Annotated in this window: 9 protein-coding genes; 7 read left to right on the top strand and 2 right to left on the bottom strand. The window is 43.5% G+C overall.

All coding sequences use genetic code 11. The annotated features are described in order from the left end of the window. Positions 1-194: 194 nt before the first annotated feature. Positions 195-2,201: an ATP-binding protein gene (locus GQR89_RS08210; RefSeq protein ID WP_158769593.1), complete on the bottom strand. Its 2,007-nt coding sequence runs from the start codon at positions 2,199-2,201 to the stop codon at positions 195-197. 440 nt (positions 2,202-2,641) lie between these two features. On the opposite strand from GQR89_RS08210, the gene GQR89_RS08215 reads away from it, so the two are divergent. Then, on the top strand, positions 2,642-3,100 hold the full coding sequence (locus GQR89_RS08215; protein ID WP_158769594.1) for a DUF6789 family protein: 459 nt from the start codon (positions 2,642-2,644) through the stop codon (positions 3,098-3,100). A gap of 279 nt (positions 3,101-3,379) precedes the next feature. Here the strand turns inward: GQR89_RS08215 and GQR89_RS21310 are convergent, their stop codons facing one another. Beyond that, the gene (locus tag GQR89_RS21310) at positions 3,380-3,556 is read right to left on the bottom strand and encodes a hypothetical protein (RefSeq protein ID WP_199271392.1); all 177 of its coding nucleotides are present in this window, start codon (positions 3,554-3,556) and stop codon (positions 3,380-3,382) included. A 246-nt stretch (positions 3,557-3,802) separates the two neighbouring features. Between GQR89_RS21310 and GQR89_RS08220 the strand changes: the two genes are divergently transcribed. The 6 genes from GQR89_RS08220 to recD all read left to right on the top strand — a co-directional run bounded on the left by GQR89_RS08220 (position 3,803) and on the right by recD (position 16,697). Next, on the top strand, positions 3,803-4,804 hold the full coding sequence (locus GQR89_RS08220) for a zinc-binding alcohol dehydrogenase family protein (RefSeq protein WP_158772195.1): 1,002 nt from the start codon (positions 3,803-3,805) through the stop codon (positions 4,802-4,804). Between the two features lie 216 nt (positions 4,805-5,020). After that, positions 5,021-6,106, top strand: a complete 1,086-nt coding sequence (locus tag GQR89_RS08225; protein WP_370461069.1) for an L-dopachrome tautomerase-related protein — start codon at positions 5,021-5,023, stop codon at positions 6,104-6,106. A 222-nt stretch (positions 6,107-6,328) separates the two neighbouring features. Further along, complete coding sequence (locus tag GQR89_RS08230) at positions 6,329-6,982, top strand: peroxiredoxin-like family protein (RefSeq protein ID WP_158769596.1); 654 nt, start codon at positions 6,329-6,331, stop codon at positions 6,980-6,982. 222 nt (positions 6,983-7,204) lie between these two features. After that, positions 7,205-10,705, top strand: coding sequence for an exodeoxyribonuclease V subunit gamma (gene recC / locus GQR89_RS08235; RefSeq protein WP_158769597.1), 3,501 nt, complete (start codon positions 7,205-7,207; stop codon positions 10,703-10,705). Then, complete coding sequence (locus GQR89_RS08240; RefSeq protein ID WP_158769598.1) at positions 10,702-14,661, top strand: UvrD-helicase domain-containing protein; 3,960 nt, start codon at positions 10,702-10,704, stop codon at positions 14,659-14,661. The genes recC and GQR89_RS08240 overlap by 4 nt, the downstream gene beginning before the upstream one ends. Next, the gene (recD, locus tag GQR89_RS08245) at positions 14,655-16,697 is read left to right on the top strand and encodes an exodeoxyribonuclease V subunit alpha (protein WP_158769599.1); all 2,043 of its coding nucleotides are present in this window, start codon (positions 14,655-14,657) and stop codon (positions 16,695-16,697) included. Before GQR89_RS08240 ends, recD begins: the two co-directional genes overlap by 7 nt. Positions 16,698-16,949: the final 252 nt, after the last annotated feature.

Consider the following 16,949-nt stretch of genomic DNA (forward strand, 5'->3'; position numbering starts at 1 on the left):
ATTTACCTTGAGGCATCAGTATTGACAGAGCGTTTAACGCTAGCCTTTAGCATTTTTATACAACCACGGTTTACGCTAATGAATACCCGATTAATGGGGCGGTCATTAACGTAAATCAGCTATGTTTGTCATAAACATAGCTTGGGCCAGTGACAAATTAGGGTTGTATAGATACGTGCAAGTCCACGCTGTATTTATTCCTTTTCCACGCTATTTGTGACTGGTGTACTGAAAACCTTGCTAAGATCCGCTATATTCACCGGTTTAGTGAAATGAAAATCAAACCCAACGGCTTTGGCTTTGCGCACGTCTTCGGCTTGACCATAGCCCGTTAACGCCACAAGAAGTCGTTGCTTATTTTTATGAATGATTTTTTCTGCCACTTCATAGCCATTCATATCTGGCAAACCTATATCGAGTAATACTACTTCGGGGTCAAAATCATCCACCGCTTTTAAGGCATGTCGAGCTGTATAGGCTGTGCGGACGTCATGACCCTGGAAAGTTAATAATTCTGCCATCGTATCAGCGGAGTCTGTATTGTCATCGACCACTAAAATACGCTTCAGGGTATTTTGGTGATTGTCCGGCCCTTGTTTTGCTAATTTTGGGCTGGCTATTTTTGGTAAACGAATGCTAAATCGTGAGCCGCAGCCCAAACCTTCGCTATGAACTATGACGTCTCCTCCATGCATATGCACTAGGCGCTGGACTATATTTAAACCAATGCCCAATCCGCCTTGTGAACGATCCAAGGTTTGGTTTGCTTGGGTGAATAACTCAAAGACTTCGTTTTGCATGGCAGGGGCGATACCACAACCGTTGTCAGAAACGATAATTTCTGCTTGGTCCGAAGTACTGGCTATTTGAATGGATATTTTACCCCCTGTCGGGGTGTACTTAACTGCATTATTAATGACGTTGGTGACGCACTGCACTAGTCTGGTCATGTCACCACTGACATAAGGCCTAAGTTCGATATCGATAAGGTTAATATGGTGATTTTTCGCGGCTATTGCACTATGCAATGATTCCAATGCGACATTGACTACACTAAATAAGCTTACCGGCTCGTGTTGCAGAGTAATACGATTTTGGCTGATCCGTGAGATATCCAATAGGTCATCCATCAGGTGAGTCATATGAGTGACCTGTCGGGCTAAAATATTGCCTATGTTTTGTAATTTACTATCTTGCTGGACGGACTGGGTGAGCATCTCACTTACATTTCGAATAGGGGCTAATGGATTACGTAATTCATGGGCTAACATGGCAAGAAATTCGTCTTTACGCCGGTCTTCTTCCTGTAGTGATTTATTCGCCATTACGCGCTCTGTTACGTTAAATCCTTCGACTAATATTCCGCTGACATTTCCGTTTGGCGCCGATATGGGTTGATAAATAAAATCAACATAAATGGGGTCTTTTGCGCTGAAAGTTAATGGAACCGCCACACCGTGATGGCTTTTACCACTTACGTATACTTCATCGAGCAAGGCAATAAAACCTTGCGAGGCGACTTCGGGTATTACGTCTATTACCTTGCGGCCTAAAATATCATGTTGATTAAGCATTTCAAGATAATTGCGATTGGCATATTCAAAATAGTGTTCTGGACCTTGTAGTACACACATAAAACTTGGCGCTTGATCAAATAGCGAGCGCCAGCGGGCTTCCGCGGCTTTCATTCTCTGTTCGGCGAGCACGTGCTCTGTGGTTTCAGTGGCTATGACCAATAAGCCGCCGACACCGTACTCAGCGCTAGGATCATCAACCGGGCCGTAACTGTACGTCCAATACATCTCTTCACGTTTACCGTTTCGGGTAATGAGAAGCAGTTGGTTTTCATTCCAAGTATGTCCGTTTCCCGACATGACCTGAGTTATTTGTGGCCTAATTTGTGGCCAAATTTCTTCCCAGCATTCACGTCCTCTTTGTCCCAATGAGCTGGGGTGTCGCTCAGATCCTAGCGTGAGGGAATAGGGATCGTTATAAAATTGAATTAACTCCTTTCCCCACCAGAGCAGCATTGGGTGTCCGGTAGATAAGAGTAAACGTAAACTGGTTTTCAAGGGTTGTGGCCAACCCTCTGGTTCGCCCAATGGGGTTGTTTTCCAGTCATAGGCGCGGATACGCGCACCCATTTCTCCACCACCGGACATAAAATTTAGTTGGGTATTTGCGGTTAATTCTTGAGCCATATATCTTCCAGCGCGGCGAAAGTGCCGTTAGTAACCCCTTAAGTGAGTGAAAATACGCCAAGTTTGCTATACCGATTGGGCTGGCATATACCGAACGAATTGATACTGAGGTTTTTTTAAATATCTGCCATAGCATATTATATAAATTAGGTTTTTGACTAAACGTTTTTCGCCAATAGCAGCATTAAATTTGTGATGTAAATACCCGTAAGCGCCTTATAAGCAGGTCGGTAGGTAATAGGGTTATTATTTGGTTTCGTAATAATGCAAGGTTATCTGCGTTCAACTGCATGACTTGACGGTGTCGATTAGTTATAAATTAACTTGGTTTTCAAAGGAATATCCAGTTAGTTTTCAATCCGTTGAGCGGTTATAAACTTGACTTAGCGTGATACAAACGTAATGTTGAGTGCAAATATTCAAATAGCGAGGTTATAGATATGTCATTTAATGTATCAGTTATTTTTAAAGGTATTATCGCTGGGTTTGTTGGGACGCTAGTGCTAACGGGGTTAATGATGGTTAAAAAAAATATGGGCGTGATGCCCGACTTAGATCCCGTCCATATGCTGTCTACCATGGCAGCTGAAAAAATGGGTACCCAAGTGAGCCTTACCACAGGTTGGATCATGCATTTTGCTATCGGTTCGATTGCTTGGGGTGGTGCGTTTGCCGTATTTAATGCTGCTATACCGGGTCGCTCACAAATTGTAAAAGGCATTATTTTAGGTATTGCCGCGTGGCTGCTAATGATGATTGGCCCTATGCCAATGAGCGGCGCCGGGTTATTTGGTCTTTCCATGGGGATCATGGCACCAATAATAACTTTTATGCTACATATTGTATTTGGTGCGGTAATGGGGTTCACGTTTGCTAAATTGCTAGGCCAAAATAGCTGAGCTTTTATTTTTTTAAGAATAAAGTTAGGTTCGTGAACGCGATTTTTCCTGACGCTAAAACAGAATAAAAATAGCCGGAAGAACAAGTTCTATCCGGCTAGTCAATTCCGCGTGACTACTTAGCTTTCTTAAGTTGTTTTTTCAACTTTTTCACTTTGCCTTCTTGCTTAGCAATTTTAGCTTTGCGGTTTTTGATTTCTTTCTTAAGGGCTTTTGCATTTGCTTTTGCCATGGGATCTTCCTTTTTATATTAAGTTTAGTTTGTCATCTACTCAGCCATTACTCTTGAGAGGAAGGGCGATTGTGCTGAGTCATGAACTCGCGAATAAATCGACGAACTTCTCGGGCTGCACTCGTATCAAGCTCTTCGCATAAGTTTACAAACTCAGCACGCTCTTGATCATTAATGCGAACAATAAACTGACTATTTTTCTTCTTTGCTTTCTTAGCACTCAATATATTGCCCGAACCGAATCACGATCTACCTGTTTTTAGCGTATATCAAATGTATATACGTGTATACATTTTTTCTGGTAAATAATTTACCTTCAATTTATTGTGGTTTTGTTTAATAAATATAGATTTTCAAATAGTATTTGAAGTTGTTTTATATATTCATAGCTTTTTAAACTATTGAAGTGAATTAAAATGGCACCATTAATTGATGATAATGATGCGTTATTGGCAGTATTGGAGAATTTGATGAAGGCGATTGGCTATAAACAGCCTAGCGAAGTGTTATTCGATGGTGCGTTACAAGAATACGAATTTGATATGCCAGCAGCAACGGGTCGAGATTTACTGGTCGAAGTCAAAGCTATTTCTGTTAATCCGGTGGACACAAAGCTGCGCGGAAGAGTTAACCCAGACCCGAAGATTAAAGTTCTTGGCTTCGACGGTGTGGGAATCGTGCGGTCCGTAGGTCAAGATGTAAGCTTATTTAAAGCAGGTGACCGTGTCTATTACGCAGGCGATATGACGCGTCAAGGTAGCAATGCAGAATTTCAATTAGTGGATGAGCGGATCGTCGGTTTAGCGCCTATCTCGATTTCGGATGCTCAGGCTGCCGCACTTCCGTTAACCGCTATTACTGCGTGGGAATTGCTATTTGATCGCCTGCAACTGACCCGCGACAGCAAGCAAACATTGTTAATTATTGGTGCCGCTGGTGGTGTGGGCTCCATAATGGTTCAACTGGCTAAGCAACTGACCGATGTTACCATTATTGCCACCGCGTCTAGGGAAGAAAGCGCTAAATGGGTGCAAAAATTAGGTGCTGACCACGTGATTAATCATCACGAGCCAATGAGCAAACAACTCGCCGAGCTCGGATTCGATAGTGTAGATAATATTGCCAGTCTAACCAATACCAACGATCACTTTGCTGAAATTGTTGAGTGCATCACAGCGCAAGGTAAGTTTTCACTAATCGATGACCCAGGGGCTATCGATGTGGGGGCTTTAAAACGAAAGAGTGTGTCGCTGCACTGGGAATTTATGTTTACCCGCTCGCTGTTCCAAACAGACGATATGCAAAAGCAACACGACATATTGACTCAAATCGCGCAGTTGATTGATAACCATACTCTTGTCACTACGTTGGGTGAAAATTTAGGTCGAATAACGGTCGAAAATTTAATCAAGGCCCATAAGAAACTTGAATCACAAAGCTCGGTGGGTAAGTTGGTTTTGGAAGGTTTTTAAGCCTTAAAATTTGTCCCTTGAAATGGGTCCCTTGATATTTAACCCAGTATAATTTCGATTTACGTAATACGACGTGATATACACCTGCTTTGTGTCGGTGGTATTAACGAACTCAAATATATAAATGAGAGAATAGATATGAATCTAAAATTGAGCTCTGGGGGCATGATTGCCACTGCATTAACACTCTTTACCTTGGTGGCTGGATCTGGGTTGATGATGGGGCAAGCGCACGGACAAAGCCAATCAGTTAATTCACAAAGCAGTGCTGAACAAGAGATAGGTCAGGAACTTGAGACGTATGCTTCGTTCGATGCAAATACGCCTCCTGGCAATATTGCGATAGGTCCTGATGGGCGCAAGTTTCTGAGCGTACATGGTTTTTATGGCCAACCAGTAAAAATGGTTGAACTATTTAATGACGGCTCAGTTAAGCCTTATCCTACTACTGCATGGGCATCGTCACCTGATGAAAATCAGATTGGTTTGTACAATGTATTGGGCGTTGATGTGGATAAAAATGGTGTACTTTGGATGCTAGATACATCTGATGAAGAGCATGCTGGTCGCCTAGTGGGCTGGAATACACGCACTGAAAGCCTTGAAAAAATAATTTATATCGCCAAGCCGATGATAAGGGCTAGTTCATTTTTAAATGACCTAGCCATCGACAATAAAAACGGCAAGATTTATTTAGCCGATACCGCAGGCAATGGTCAAGCGGCGATTGTGGTGGTTGATATAAAAACCGGCCAGATAAGACGGGTACTTGAGGGGAGCAAGTTCACTCAAGCTGAAGATGTGGATATGACAATTGAAGGCCGAGTGATCACACTGAGTGGGAAACCAGTGCGTCTCGGTGTTAACCCTATTACGATTGATCCAAATTCGAAGTGGCTATATTTCGGCTCTATGTCTGGTACGTCAATCTATCGCGTATTAACAGACGATATAATTGATAATACTTTGAATATGGCGGCCCTTGAAGACAATATCGAAAGGTATGGTGACAAGTCTCTATCTGATGGAATGACCATTGATGGCGCTGGGAACATATATGTAACTTCGGTGACTCAAGGGGCTATTGAAGTAACTGACAGCTCAGGTGATAGCCACACATTATACAAAGACCAGCGCATAGTTTGGCCTGACGGCTTTGCGAATGGACCAGATGGTTATATCTATTTTACCGTAAATGAGTTGTATCGTTCTCCTGTATTAAATGGTGGAGTAAATGCCAGTAAAGGGGAGTTTAAAGTGATGCGTTTTCCCGTATTGGCAACAAGTGAAACAGATCGTTAATTGAGCCTTTCTAGGGATTCAGTATTAAATCAAGTTATTCTGAGTCGATGACGTCTTGGTCGCTCATATCAAGTGTACTGGGCGTTGTTATTTTACGTTACCAAAATAAAATTGACTCAATGCCAAAAGTTTAGTCCCCTCGTATTTGAAATAATTGATATGGTTTTTTTAAGCTATGGATATTGGATTATAGTTAAGTTTTAATTTAATAGGAGAGACAAGTTGACCAGCCTTAAGCAACAAACTGATGCGCAAATAGCAAAATCGAGGCAAGCCAAACCTGAGTTTATGCAGGCGATGGATAACTTGATGGAAAAAGCACGTGAATTTGAACAAGGTAACGCGGCGCTTTTAGTCGGTCAAAAGGCACCTAACTTTAGTTTACCTAATGCCCAAAGTGAGACAATTACACTCAGTGATTTATGTGTCAACGGCCCTGTTGTGGTGACATTTTATCGAGGTGATTGGTGTCCGTATTGCAATTTACAACTTAGAGCGCTTCAGGCTATCCTCGGTGACATTCATCAACTTGGCGCCAAATTGGTTGCCATTAGTCCACAAGTGCCTGATGAAAGTCTGTCGCGAAGTGAAAAAAGTGCATTAGCATTTCATGTTCTATCAGATCAAGATGCCCGAGTTGCATCATCTTATGGTGTTGCTTGGCAGGTGCCAGAGCTTATTTTACAGCATATGCGTAAAGACCGAGGCCTCGATTTAGCGCATATTAATAACGGCAATGGCAGTGTGTTACCCATCCCCGGTACGTTTGTTTTAGGTGCTGATGGTGTTGTACTTTGGCGTTATGTTGATGTGGATTACAGAACACGTGCTGAGCCAGCCGATATACTTACTGCATTAAAGACATATCGCGCGTAGAAAGCAGTCTGTGCAATGCGTATTTTGGGCTGAAAATATAATTCAGCAAAATAAAACGTGGCCTTTATGAGCTTATGCTTGGACAAGTTGAATGCTAATTCAACTTGTTGACCTAGTTCACTTTTCCGTCTGCTTAGACACTATTCAATGACCAAACAATAATGGTTTTATAAACAGTATTTTTGCTACACTTGGGCATCAATTTCCCAAGTGAAGTTCCCTATGTTACATCTGGTTCAGTCTAATAAAATGGAAAGTCTTGCTGCCTACCTTATTGGTTGGCTTGGCGAGAGTAAATGTACGCTGACGAACGTATTTTCCCCGGATGTAGTATTGGTACAAAGCCCTGGAATGGCTCAGTGGTTGAAAATAGAGATAGGTCAAGCGCTTGGCATTGCCGCGAATATCGATTTCCCTTTACCATCGAGTTACATTTGGCAATTGTATAAAGCCCATGTAAACGACTTGCCCGAACAATCCGCTTTTACTAAAGACAATATGACGTGGAAGCTTATGAGCATTTTACCCGCTATGAGTGACAGGGATGAGTTTGCCAGTATCGCCCAATATTTAAATGACAAGCAGCCACTTAAGTTGTACCAGTTGTGTCAGAAAATCGCTGATATCTATGATCAATACTTAGTCTATCGTCCTGAATGGATCCTAACCTGGGAGAAAGGTGAAAATGCCTTACCTGATACCGATGTAACATCACAGCCTTGGCAACCCATTTTGTGGCGTGCATTGGTCGACTTCGCCAAGGAGCTCGACGAATCACCTTATCATCGGGCAAATCTGCATCAACGTTTGCTCACTGAGCTGGAAAAAGTCAGCGGTCAAAGCACCGAGCAAAAACCGCTGTTTGTCTTTGGTTTATCTGCAATGCCAGTACAGCAGTTGGAAATTTTTGCAGCATTGGCAAAAAGTCGTGAAGTTATCATATTTTGGTTTAATCCCAGCGCCCATTATTGGGGCGATATAGTGGATAATAAGCAGGTTTTACAGGCCAAATTGCACAACCTCTTAAAGCAAGCCAATGACGAATCAACTGGTGGTATCAACGGTATGGACGATTACTTGCTGGTAGGTAATCCGTTATTGGCATCTTGGGGTAAGCAAGGCCGAGACTATCAAGACATGATCTTAGGCCTAGATGTAGAGCAACATGAGGCCTTCATCGAACAGGAGCCTGAGGGTTTGTTAGGGCATATACAACATGAGGTTTTAGCGTTAACCCATCGGGGGGCTAGCGAACCCTTGCCGGCCCAAGAGTTGCTGTCGAACGGTTCACTATATCCTAAAATAGCCATTGAGCATGACGACACGTCACTTCAAGTGCATGCGTGTCATTCAGGGGTACGTGAACTTGAAATACTGCATGATCAGTTATTGCACCTTTTTGCCCAAGATCCTGAACTGCACCCAGGGGATGTGATTGTAATGATGCCCGATGTCGCTGCCTATGCGCCCATCATTGATGGTGTGTTTGGCGGCACGGAAAAAGCGTTAAGCATTCCTTATGCAATTTCTGATCGCAACGCACAGCAAGAATCTCCCTTACTCAATAGTTTTATTCAATTAATGTCTCTGCATCAAAGTCGTATTGGCTTATCTGATGTTCTCGCTTTATGCGAAGTGCCGGCAATTCAACGTAAATTTGATATTACGCCTGACGAATTTGAACTACTCAGTGTGTGGCTAGCAGATGCTGGTGTGCGATGGGGCTGGGATGGTGATGATAAATCTCGTTGGGCATTGCCTAGGGAATCACAAAATACTTGGCTATTTGGTTTACAGCGTTTGTTGGCCGGTTATGCAATGGGCGGACAAGGTATGTTCGATGATTCATCGCAGCAAATTGCGCCGTACGAGCATATAGAAGGGCAGCATGTTATCGCCTTGGGTAAGTTTTACATGTTCAGTCGTGAGTTGGGTAAAGCATTAACGTTTTGCCAATCTAAAGGTAGCCTTAAAGGTAAAATAACTGAGGCGCTTGAACTGATTGAAAATACTTATTTGCCTGACGATGACGACCAATCATATCTTTTACAACTGCGTCAATCTATCGAACAAATGAGTATGCACCAATGCCAGTATGACGGTGAAATTGTGCATGATGTTTTTTTTGCTGAGCTTGAACAAAATCTGTCGAGTAAAGGCGTTGGTCAGCGATTTTTAGCTGGGTACGTAAATTTTTGTACGCTTATGCCTATGCGAAGCGTGCCATTCAAGGTGGTGTGTTTATTAGGCTTAAACGACGGCGATTATCCGCGTCAGGTAGTACCTGTGGGCTTTGATTTAATGCGAATTGGCAAAGGACGACGGGGAGACCGTTCACGTAGATTAGATGACAGATATCTATTTTTAGAGGCGATATTATCGGCTCGCAAGCGCCTTTATTTGAGTTTTCAAGGGTTTAGCGCTAAGGATAACTCAGCACGTACTCCGTCAATACTACTCAGTGAATTACTGGAATACACTGAGCAAACTTTTTGTTTAGCGGGTGACGATATACTCACGCCACAAGCGTGTAGTCAGAATCTGTATCAACATATTTACCACGTACATGCGCTGCAGCCTTTTAATCCTAAATATTTTGATGTAGAGGATGGGCAATCTAATATTAATAAAGATGAAACGTCGTCTATTCAGGCATCTTTACAGCGTAGTTTTCAAACACATTGGTTAGCTTTGGCTCAGCAGTTAGCCGAAGGGCACCTTGTTAGCGACAAGCCAATGGACTTTTGCCCTAATCCGTTATCACCCTTGCCAGATTTAGCGCAAACCACGGACGTTGAATTAGATGAGCTTTTGCAGTTTTTCAGTAATCCGGCTAAAGCATTTTTTACCCAGCGCTGGCAGACCCGTCTAACCCGTATTTATGATGTGCAAAGTGATGATGAACCTTTTGAGCTTGATGCCTTATCGCGATATGTGTTGAACGAGCGGTTTGTTACCACCCAGCAAGACGATTGGACGGCACGCCTGCGGGCAGAGGGGAGATTACCAACAGGCAATATCGCGGATATCAGCTTACAACCCATCCGCAAACAATCGCAGGCCTTAATTGACGCCATCGCTGCCGTTATAGGCGGCTCACTAGAGGAGGTGTCTGCAAAGCGGACTGAGGTTAACTTTGCGCTGAGCTATATGCTAGAAGGGGGGCAGTCCAACGATGACATAAGCGCAATACAGACTGAGCAAGTCAGCGGACTCAGTCAGGCAATACAAATAACGGGCTGGGTTGATAATTTATATAATGGAAATTTGGTTTTTTGGCGCCCCGGTAAAGTTAAAGGTAATAACATTACTCAATTATGGTTAACGTGGTTAGCCTTGTGTGCCAATGGCACCGTGGCCAGTGACAAGCGAGCATATTTTATTGGTATTGACGACAAAGAACCATTTAGCATCAGCGCCATAGACATGGATGAGGCGAAAACTCAGCTTGCCATTTTTATACGTTACTGGCGCATCGGCCTGCAGCAGGTACTGCATTTCTATCCTAAAACCGCGTATGAATGGTTAAGTGGCAGTGATGAAAAAAAGGCATTACTAAAAGCGCAGAACACGTTTTATGGCAGTTATTTTGCAAAAGGTGAAGGGGAAGAGCCCCACATTCGCCGAGTGTGCCCTGATTTAGCAGAACATTTTGATGCCTTTGGCCATGTTAGTCACGCCTTGCTTGGTCCGTTGTTTGACAGTATAGAGGCTGAGTCATGATCCCCTTAGATACAAGAACTTTTCCCTTGGTGGGCGCATCGTTAATTGAAGCGAGCGCTGGAACAGGCAAGACCTACACCATTGTTAACTTGTATTTACGTTTGTTATTAGGCGATGAGTGCGAGCCACTTAGCGTAGATAAAATTTTAGTCGTGACGTTTACCAATGCGGCGACTGCTGAGCTAAAGCAACGTATTCGACAACGTTTGCACAGCGCTTATTTAGATTTTTATGCTGGCAAAAGTAGTGATGAGTTCACCCAACATTTGATTGGGCGTAGCGCTAATATCGAACTTGATTGTCACCGTTTATTGTTGGCGATAAAGCAAATGGATGATGCCTCGGTATTTACCATCCACGGTTTTTGTCAGCGAATGCTGAGCTTGCACGCGTTTGAAAGTGGCGCAATGTATGAACAAAGTCTGGTGCTGGATGAATCCCAGTGGTTAAAGCTGGCGGTAGAGGATTACTGGCGGGGCCATATCGTGGATATTCCGGCCCAGATACTCAAAGAACTGTTGAAGATATGGAAAGGCCCGTCTGCACTGCAGTCTAACCTGCGGTCTTTGTTATATCGTCATGTTACGCCATTGCAAACGGTTGATATTGCGACCAGTCACAAAAGTGTTATGCGCTATATCGAATCCGTTTATGACACTAAGCATTGGTGGCTAGACAACAACGTTGCACAGCAACTTATCGACGCCGACCTTAAAGCGAATACCAAACTGGGCAAAGCGGACTTCATTACAAAAATGCAGGCTTTTTGTGTTAGCGATAATACCCAAGCTGATTTTGATAAAGACCTGTGGCAAGCCTTTAGCCCTGAAAAAGTCACTGGAGCAATGAAGAAAACATCAAAGAGTTTAGGGCACTTAGATTTTTCACGTTTCGAAACGTTAGCGCGCTTACAACAACAGTGCCATGAAGCGCTTTTACTTGCTTATAGTTTGGATGCGTTAAAAAATATTGCAGCTAACTTGGCGACAAATAAGCAGCGTTTGCAGTTATTGTCGCCAGATGATTTACTGAGTAACCTGCACCAAGCCCTTATAGAACAACAACAGCAAAGCGACGCCTTAATCTGTGCGTCAGAAGCAGAACCTAATGATACTGACAATAAAAAAATAACAGGGGCTCAGCAGTCGTTAGCGAAAGCCATTCAGCTTAGTTATCCCGCGGCGCTTATTGACGAGTTTCAAGATACCGATCCGGTTCAGTTTGATATTTTTAGAATTATTTATACTCAGCAGTTTTCTGATATAACGCCTTGTTGGGTAGCAATTGGCGATCCTAAACAAGCCATTTATGCCTTCCGTGGGGCCGATATTCATACCTATATTACTGCCAAAGCGTTGGTAGATGAGTCCCATCAATTCACTTTAGGCACCAATTGGCGTTCTCAACCTAGTTTGGTTGAAGGGGTCAACACGCTCTTCAGCCAAAGTGAAGCCGGTTTTTTATTCAAAGACAGTATTCCGTTTCAAGCAGTGAATAGCGTTACCCAAAAATCTGGTTTGCAGGTAATAGGGCAAACACATAGCAGTTTGGATTTCCAGCATTTGGTCAGTGAACAAGGCAGTCCACTACCGTGGGGAGAAGCGCAAGCCGCTATGGCTAAACACTGCGCATGGCGTGTCGCAAATTTTATTGAACAGGGTCGCCAAGGTGATGCAAAAATAGCTGAGCGTTCATTGATGCCCGGAGATTGTTGTGTGCTGGTTAGGGATCGCAACGAAGCAGACACCATCAAGCAAGCCTTAGCTGAACTGGGGGTGGATAGCATGTTTTTGGCACGCAAAAGTGTATTTGCTAGTCAAACGGCCATTGATTTATTTTCCATCGTGCAAGCACTTGCCAACCCCAGTAATGATAGATACTTACGCGCCGCCATTAGCAGCGAATTGTTTTGCTATGACGCGCAAGCGCTTGACCAATTGTTTAGCGAAGAATGGCAATGGCAGAAATTGGTTGAGCAATTTGCATACTGGCATCAGCTTTGGCAGAGACACGGCTTGATGATGGCGCTAAATATTTTACTGCGTCATTTCGATATTGCCCAGCGGTTGGTAGCACAGTTTCGAGATGGGCAACGGCGTTTAACAGATTTGCGTCATTTAATTGAATTATTGCAAGTGCAAAGTCAGTTAATGTCTGGTGAAAGTCAGATTTTACATTGGTTTCAAGAACATTTGGCTGAACCGGATAATGACAATGAAGGTCAGCAAATTCGCTTGGAAACGGAACAAAATTTAGTCCAAATCATTACCCAGCACACCAGTAAAGGGTTGGAATACCCCATGGTGTTTATTCCTTTCGCGGCCCGTTGCCGTGAGATGAAAGAGGCAATCTACCATAGTGATACAGAGGGTCTTGTTATTGACTTCTTAGGTGGTGACACCAACCTTGCTTTAGCAGATCACGAACGTTTAGCGGAAGACATTCGGCTGTTGTACGTGGCGTTAACTCGTGCGGTGCACTACTGCTTTATTGGCCTATGGAATAACGGTCATCCTCAACGTAAGAAAGAGTCTCAGCTGATGCAAACGGCACTGGGACGAGTATTATTTAATCAAGGTACGCAGATAAACGATGCCATGATTGCTAAACGTTTGAGTGATTTAGGCAATGATATCGATGTGGGATACCACGCCTTTAACGCAACAGAGGCTGAACGAGCGGTAAATGACTTTAAACTTGTTCTACAAATTCAAAATGCTAATACTGCCCAAACAGAGGCGTCACCTCGGTTGAAGGCTGCTCATTTATCACGCGCGATTACACGGCGTTGGCGCTTGACCAGTTATTCCGCTATTAGCAGTCAGCAGCATCATGAATTTTTGTCTCCTGGGCTAGATGAGGGTACGGATAAAGTCGATTTAGCCAGCACTATTGCCAAGCAAACTGCCCCCCATCAATCTGGGTTAAACCCTAACGTACGCACGAACTTATCTTCACAGAGCGAAACGTTAGGAACGTCGCTACCGACTGTGAACACATCTGCCCCAATAAGCGCTGACAGCAGCGACATGTTATCTGATGCCGAAATATCCCTGCCCAATGTTGACGGCTTGGATAGTGGCATTGAGGATATAGATGAGCAAGAAGTGTTGGATCAATTTACGTTTGTTAAGGGGGCTCAAGTGGGCTCATTTTTACACGGGGTGTTGGAGTCTATCGATTTTACCAACCCCGTTGAGCTATCCACAGTGATTACGCAAAAAGGGATCTGGTACGGGATCGATGAAAAATGGTTTAGCATGGTTGAACAATGGATACGGGACTTGTTGCAAGCCAAATTGACGGATGAAAATGATCTGTGCCTAGCCATATTAAACAAACAACAAATACTCGTTGAAATGGAATTTCATTTGCCTCTGATTGACGTGCAAGCCAAGACATTTAATCACATACTAGATCGGCACATTCTCGAACGAAAACATCATTACCAATTTGAGCAACTTAACGGCATGTTGAAAGGCTTTATTGACTTAACCTTACAATATGAAGGCAAATTTTATGTCTTGGATTATAAGTCAAATTATTTAGGTGCTGAATATTCAGACTACCACGGGGAAGCGATGGCCAATGCCATGCAAGAGCATGATTATTACCTGCAAGCTATTTTATACACGTTAGCGCTGCATCGTTGGTTGAAAAATAAATGGCTTGATTATGATTTTGACCGAGATATAGGCGGTGCTTATTACACCTTTTTACGTGGTATGCACAGTGATAAACCGGGTAATGGTGTGTTTTATATGAAGCCCTCTCAAGCGCTCATTGAAGATCTTGATGCACTGTTTAATGGGCAATATTCCGAAGGTGATGACTATGCTAGTAATACATCGGGTAGCGTTCAAATGCTGGACAAAAAAGGTAATGATGCAAACGACCATGATGGCGGCTCAGGTAAAGATGATCCCATGGAACAAGGACAACTAAATTTATGGTAGTCACAAGCACAAAAAGTGATCCTGGGGCAGTAGATAGCATTGAGGTATTCGCACTACAAAACACGCCAGCTAAATCATCTACCACTGAGACTATTTTGCACGACTTGCTCAGCGTTGGTCGCATACGTCCTTTAGATGCTGCATTTGCTGAGTTTATTATGCTGCATGAACACAACGATTCAGCCATTGATAGTGCGGGTATTCATATGGTTGGCTTGATAGCTGCGTACTTAAGCAGTCGATTAGGTGAACAAGATAGTTGCCTAACGCTGAATAGTTTTTATCAGCCGTTCTTACCTTACTATCGTTTTGGTTCGCCTGCAGAGCTTATTGGTATGTTGTCAGTATCGACTTGTGTGGCCAATTTTGCTGCTGACCAACCAGACGCGCAGATCAACAAGCCTATGATACTCGAGGGCGATGAATTGTATATGCAGCGCTATTGGCAATATGAGATGAGCTTAGCTGAGAAGATTAATAGTATGAGCGGTCGCTCGTCTGCGCTAAACATTGATGAGGGCCGCAGGTTACTAAAACAGCTATTTGGTGCACAAACGCCGACTACTAACGGCAATGCGCATGATACTGTGAGTTTTTCAGATGCAGAGATTGATTGGCAGAGAGTCGCCGTATGCTTAGCTGCGAGCCAAAATGTTAGCGTGATAACAGGTGGACCGGGCACAGGCAAAACTACGACTGTTATTCGTCTTATGGCATTACTACAAGGGTTAGCAAGACACAAAGGAAAGCGTTTACAAATTAAGTTGGCCGCTCCGACAGGTAAAGCGGCTGCGCGCTTGAGTCAATCTATCAGCGCAGCTATGTCAGCTTTACCTGAGACTTTACAAGCAGACTTACCCACTCAGTGCAGCACCTTACATCGTTTGTTAGGCAGTGTTCCGAATAGTCCATACTTTCGTTTTAATGAACAGCACCCGTTGCATGTAGATGTGCTGATAGTCGATGAAGCGTCAATGGTCGACTTGCCATTGATGAGCAAATTGTTCGGAGCGTTGCCAGAGCGAGCAAAAATTATTCTACTAGGAGACAAAGATCAGCTCGCATCAGTTGAGGCTGGTAGTGTGTTATCAGACATTTGCTCAGCCGCGTTGGATTACGCGCCTTCGATTTATAATCAACCGCCGCCGTATAGTAATGACGCCCTAGACGTGATTAAAAGTCTGTGTCAGATCGATCTACCCAGCCGTCGTACAAATAAGGCAAAGATCAGTGATAGTCTTGCCCTGTTGCATAAGAGTTACCGGTTTAGTGAAAACAGTGGCATAGGTCGCTTGGCCAGGGCGATCAATACTGGCAATTTACCTTTTTCTAAAACGTTGTTTGCTGATGCAACCTACCCAGATATAACGTGGAATATCAGTAATGAGCCAAAAGCATTAGTGGATACCTTACTCGCTGGTTATCAACGCTATTTTAAGCGTGTTCAGCAAGTGTGTATTGAAGGTGAGGTAGAAACTAAAGGCACCGACGTATTCGCGTTATTGCAGCAGCAACAAGTATTGTGTGCGCAAAAAGAAGCGAACTGGGGCGTATACCAAGTAAATGCTTTGATTGAGTCTGAGTTAAACAAACGAGGGTTGATTGATCTTGGTCGTGATTTTTATATTGGTCGGCCTATTATGCTCAAACAAAATGATCACAGTTTGGGCTTGTTTAATGGTGATATAGGCATTGTTATGCCTGATGGTCAAAAAGAGGGCTTAGTGAAAGTTTGGTTTGTAACAGAGCAAGGGACGTTGCGCGGAGTGCTGCCTAGCCGCTTACCGCCTCACGAAACAGTATATGCGATGACTATTCATAAGAGTCAGGGCTCTGAATTTGATCACGTATATCTGTGTCTACCGCGTATTGAAACGCGCTCACAGGCACGTTTGCTAAGTCGAGAGTTGCTCTACACTGGCCTTACTAGAGCCAAGAAGTCTTTTACGTTGTACAGTGATGAGCAGGCTTTATCGATTAGTATTTCACGGCGTTGTAGGCGGGGCAGTGGCTTAGCAAAACGGTTGATACGTTAGTCGCGTTGAGCTTTCATTATAATCGCGACCGCGCTTAATTTTATCTAGGTTTGCATTCAGCGTGTTGGACGCTTCGTAGAGTATTCGATAGAGATTATTATTACTCGATCCCTCTTCTATATTGCTGTAATACAAATACGTGTGCAGACCCGCGGCTGAAAGCAGGATAACAAACAACAAAAACACACGTCTTTTTGGCGTTTTTTGGGTGGATAGTGTATTCTTCGCCACCGATTTTGCGACATTGGTTTT

Origin of the sequence: Paraglaciecola sp. L1A13, from assembly GCF_009796745.1 — a bacterium.
Classification (GTDB): domain Bacteria; phylum Pseudomonadota; class Gammaproteobacteria; order Enterobacterales; family Alteromonadaceae; genus Paraglaciecola.

Excerpts from the sequence above, each read along its gene's own strand:
- recD (WP_158769599.1), top strand. The coding sequence starts at position 14,655 with ATGGTAGTCACAAGCACAAAAAGTGATCCTGGGGCAGTAGATAGCATT.
- GQR89_RS08240 (WP_158769598.1), top strand. The coding sequence starts at position 10,702 with ATGATCCCCTTAGATACAAGAACTTTTCCCTTGGTGGGCGCATCGTTA.
- recC (WP_158769597.1), top strand. The coding sequence starts at position 7,205 with ATGTTACATCTGGTTCAGTCTAATAAAATGGAAAGTCTTGCTGCCTAC.
- GQR89_RS08220 (WP_158772195.1), top strand. The coding sequence starts at position 3,803 with ATGAAGGCGATTGGCTATAAACAGCCTAGCGAAGTGTTATTCGATGGT.
- GQR89_RS08225 (WP_370461069.1), top strand. The coding sequence starts at position 5,021 with ATGATGGGGCAAGCGCACGGACAAAGCCAATCAGTTAATTCACAAAGC.
- GQR89_RS08215 (WP_158769594.1), top strand. The coding sequence starts at position 2,642 with ATGTCATTTAATGTATCAGTTATTTTTAAAGGTATTATCGCTGGGTTT.
- GQR89_RS08210 (WP_158769593.1), bottom strand. The coding sequence starts at position 2,201 with ATGGCTCAAGAATTAACCGCAAATACCCAACTAAATTTTATGTCCGGT.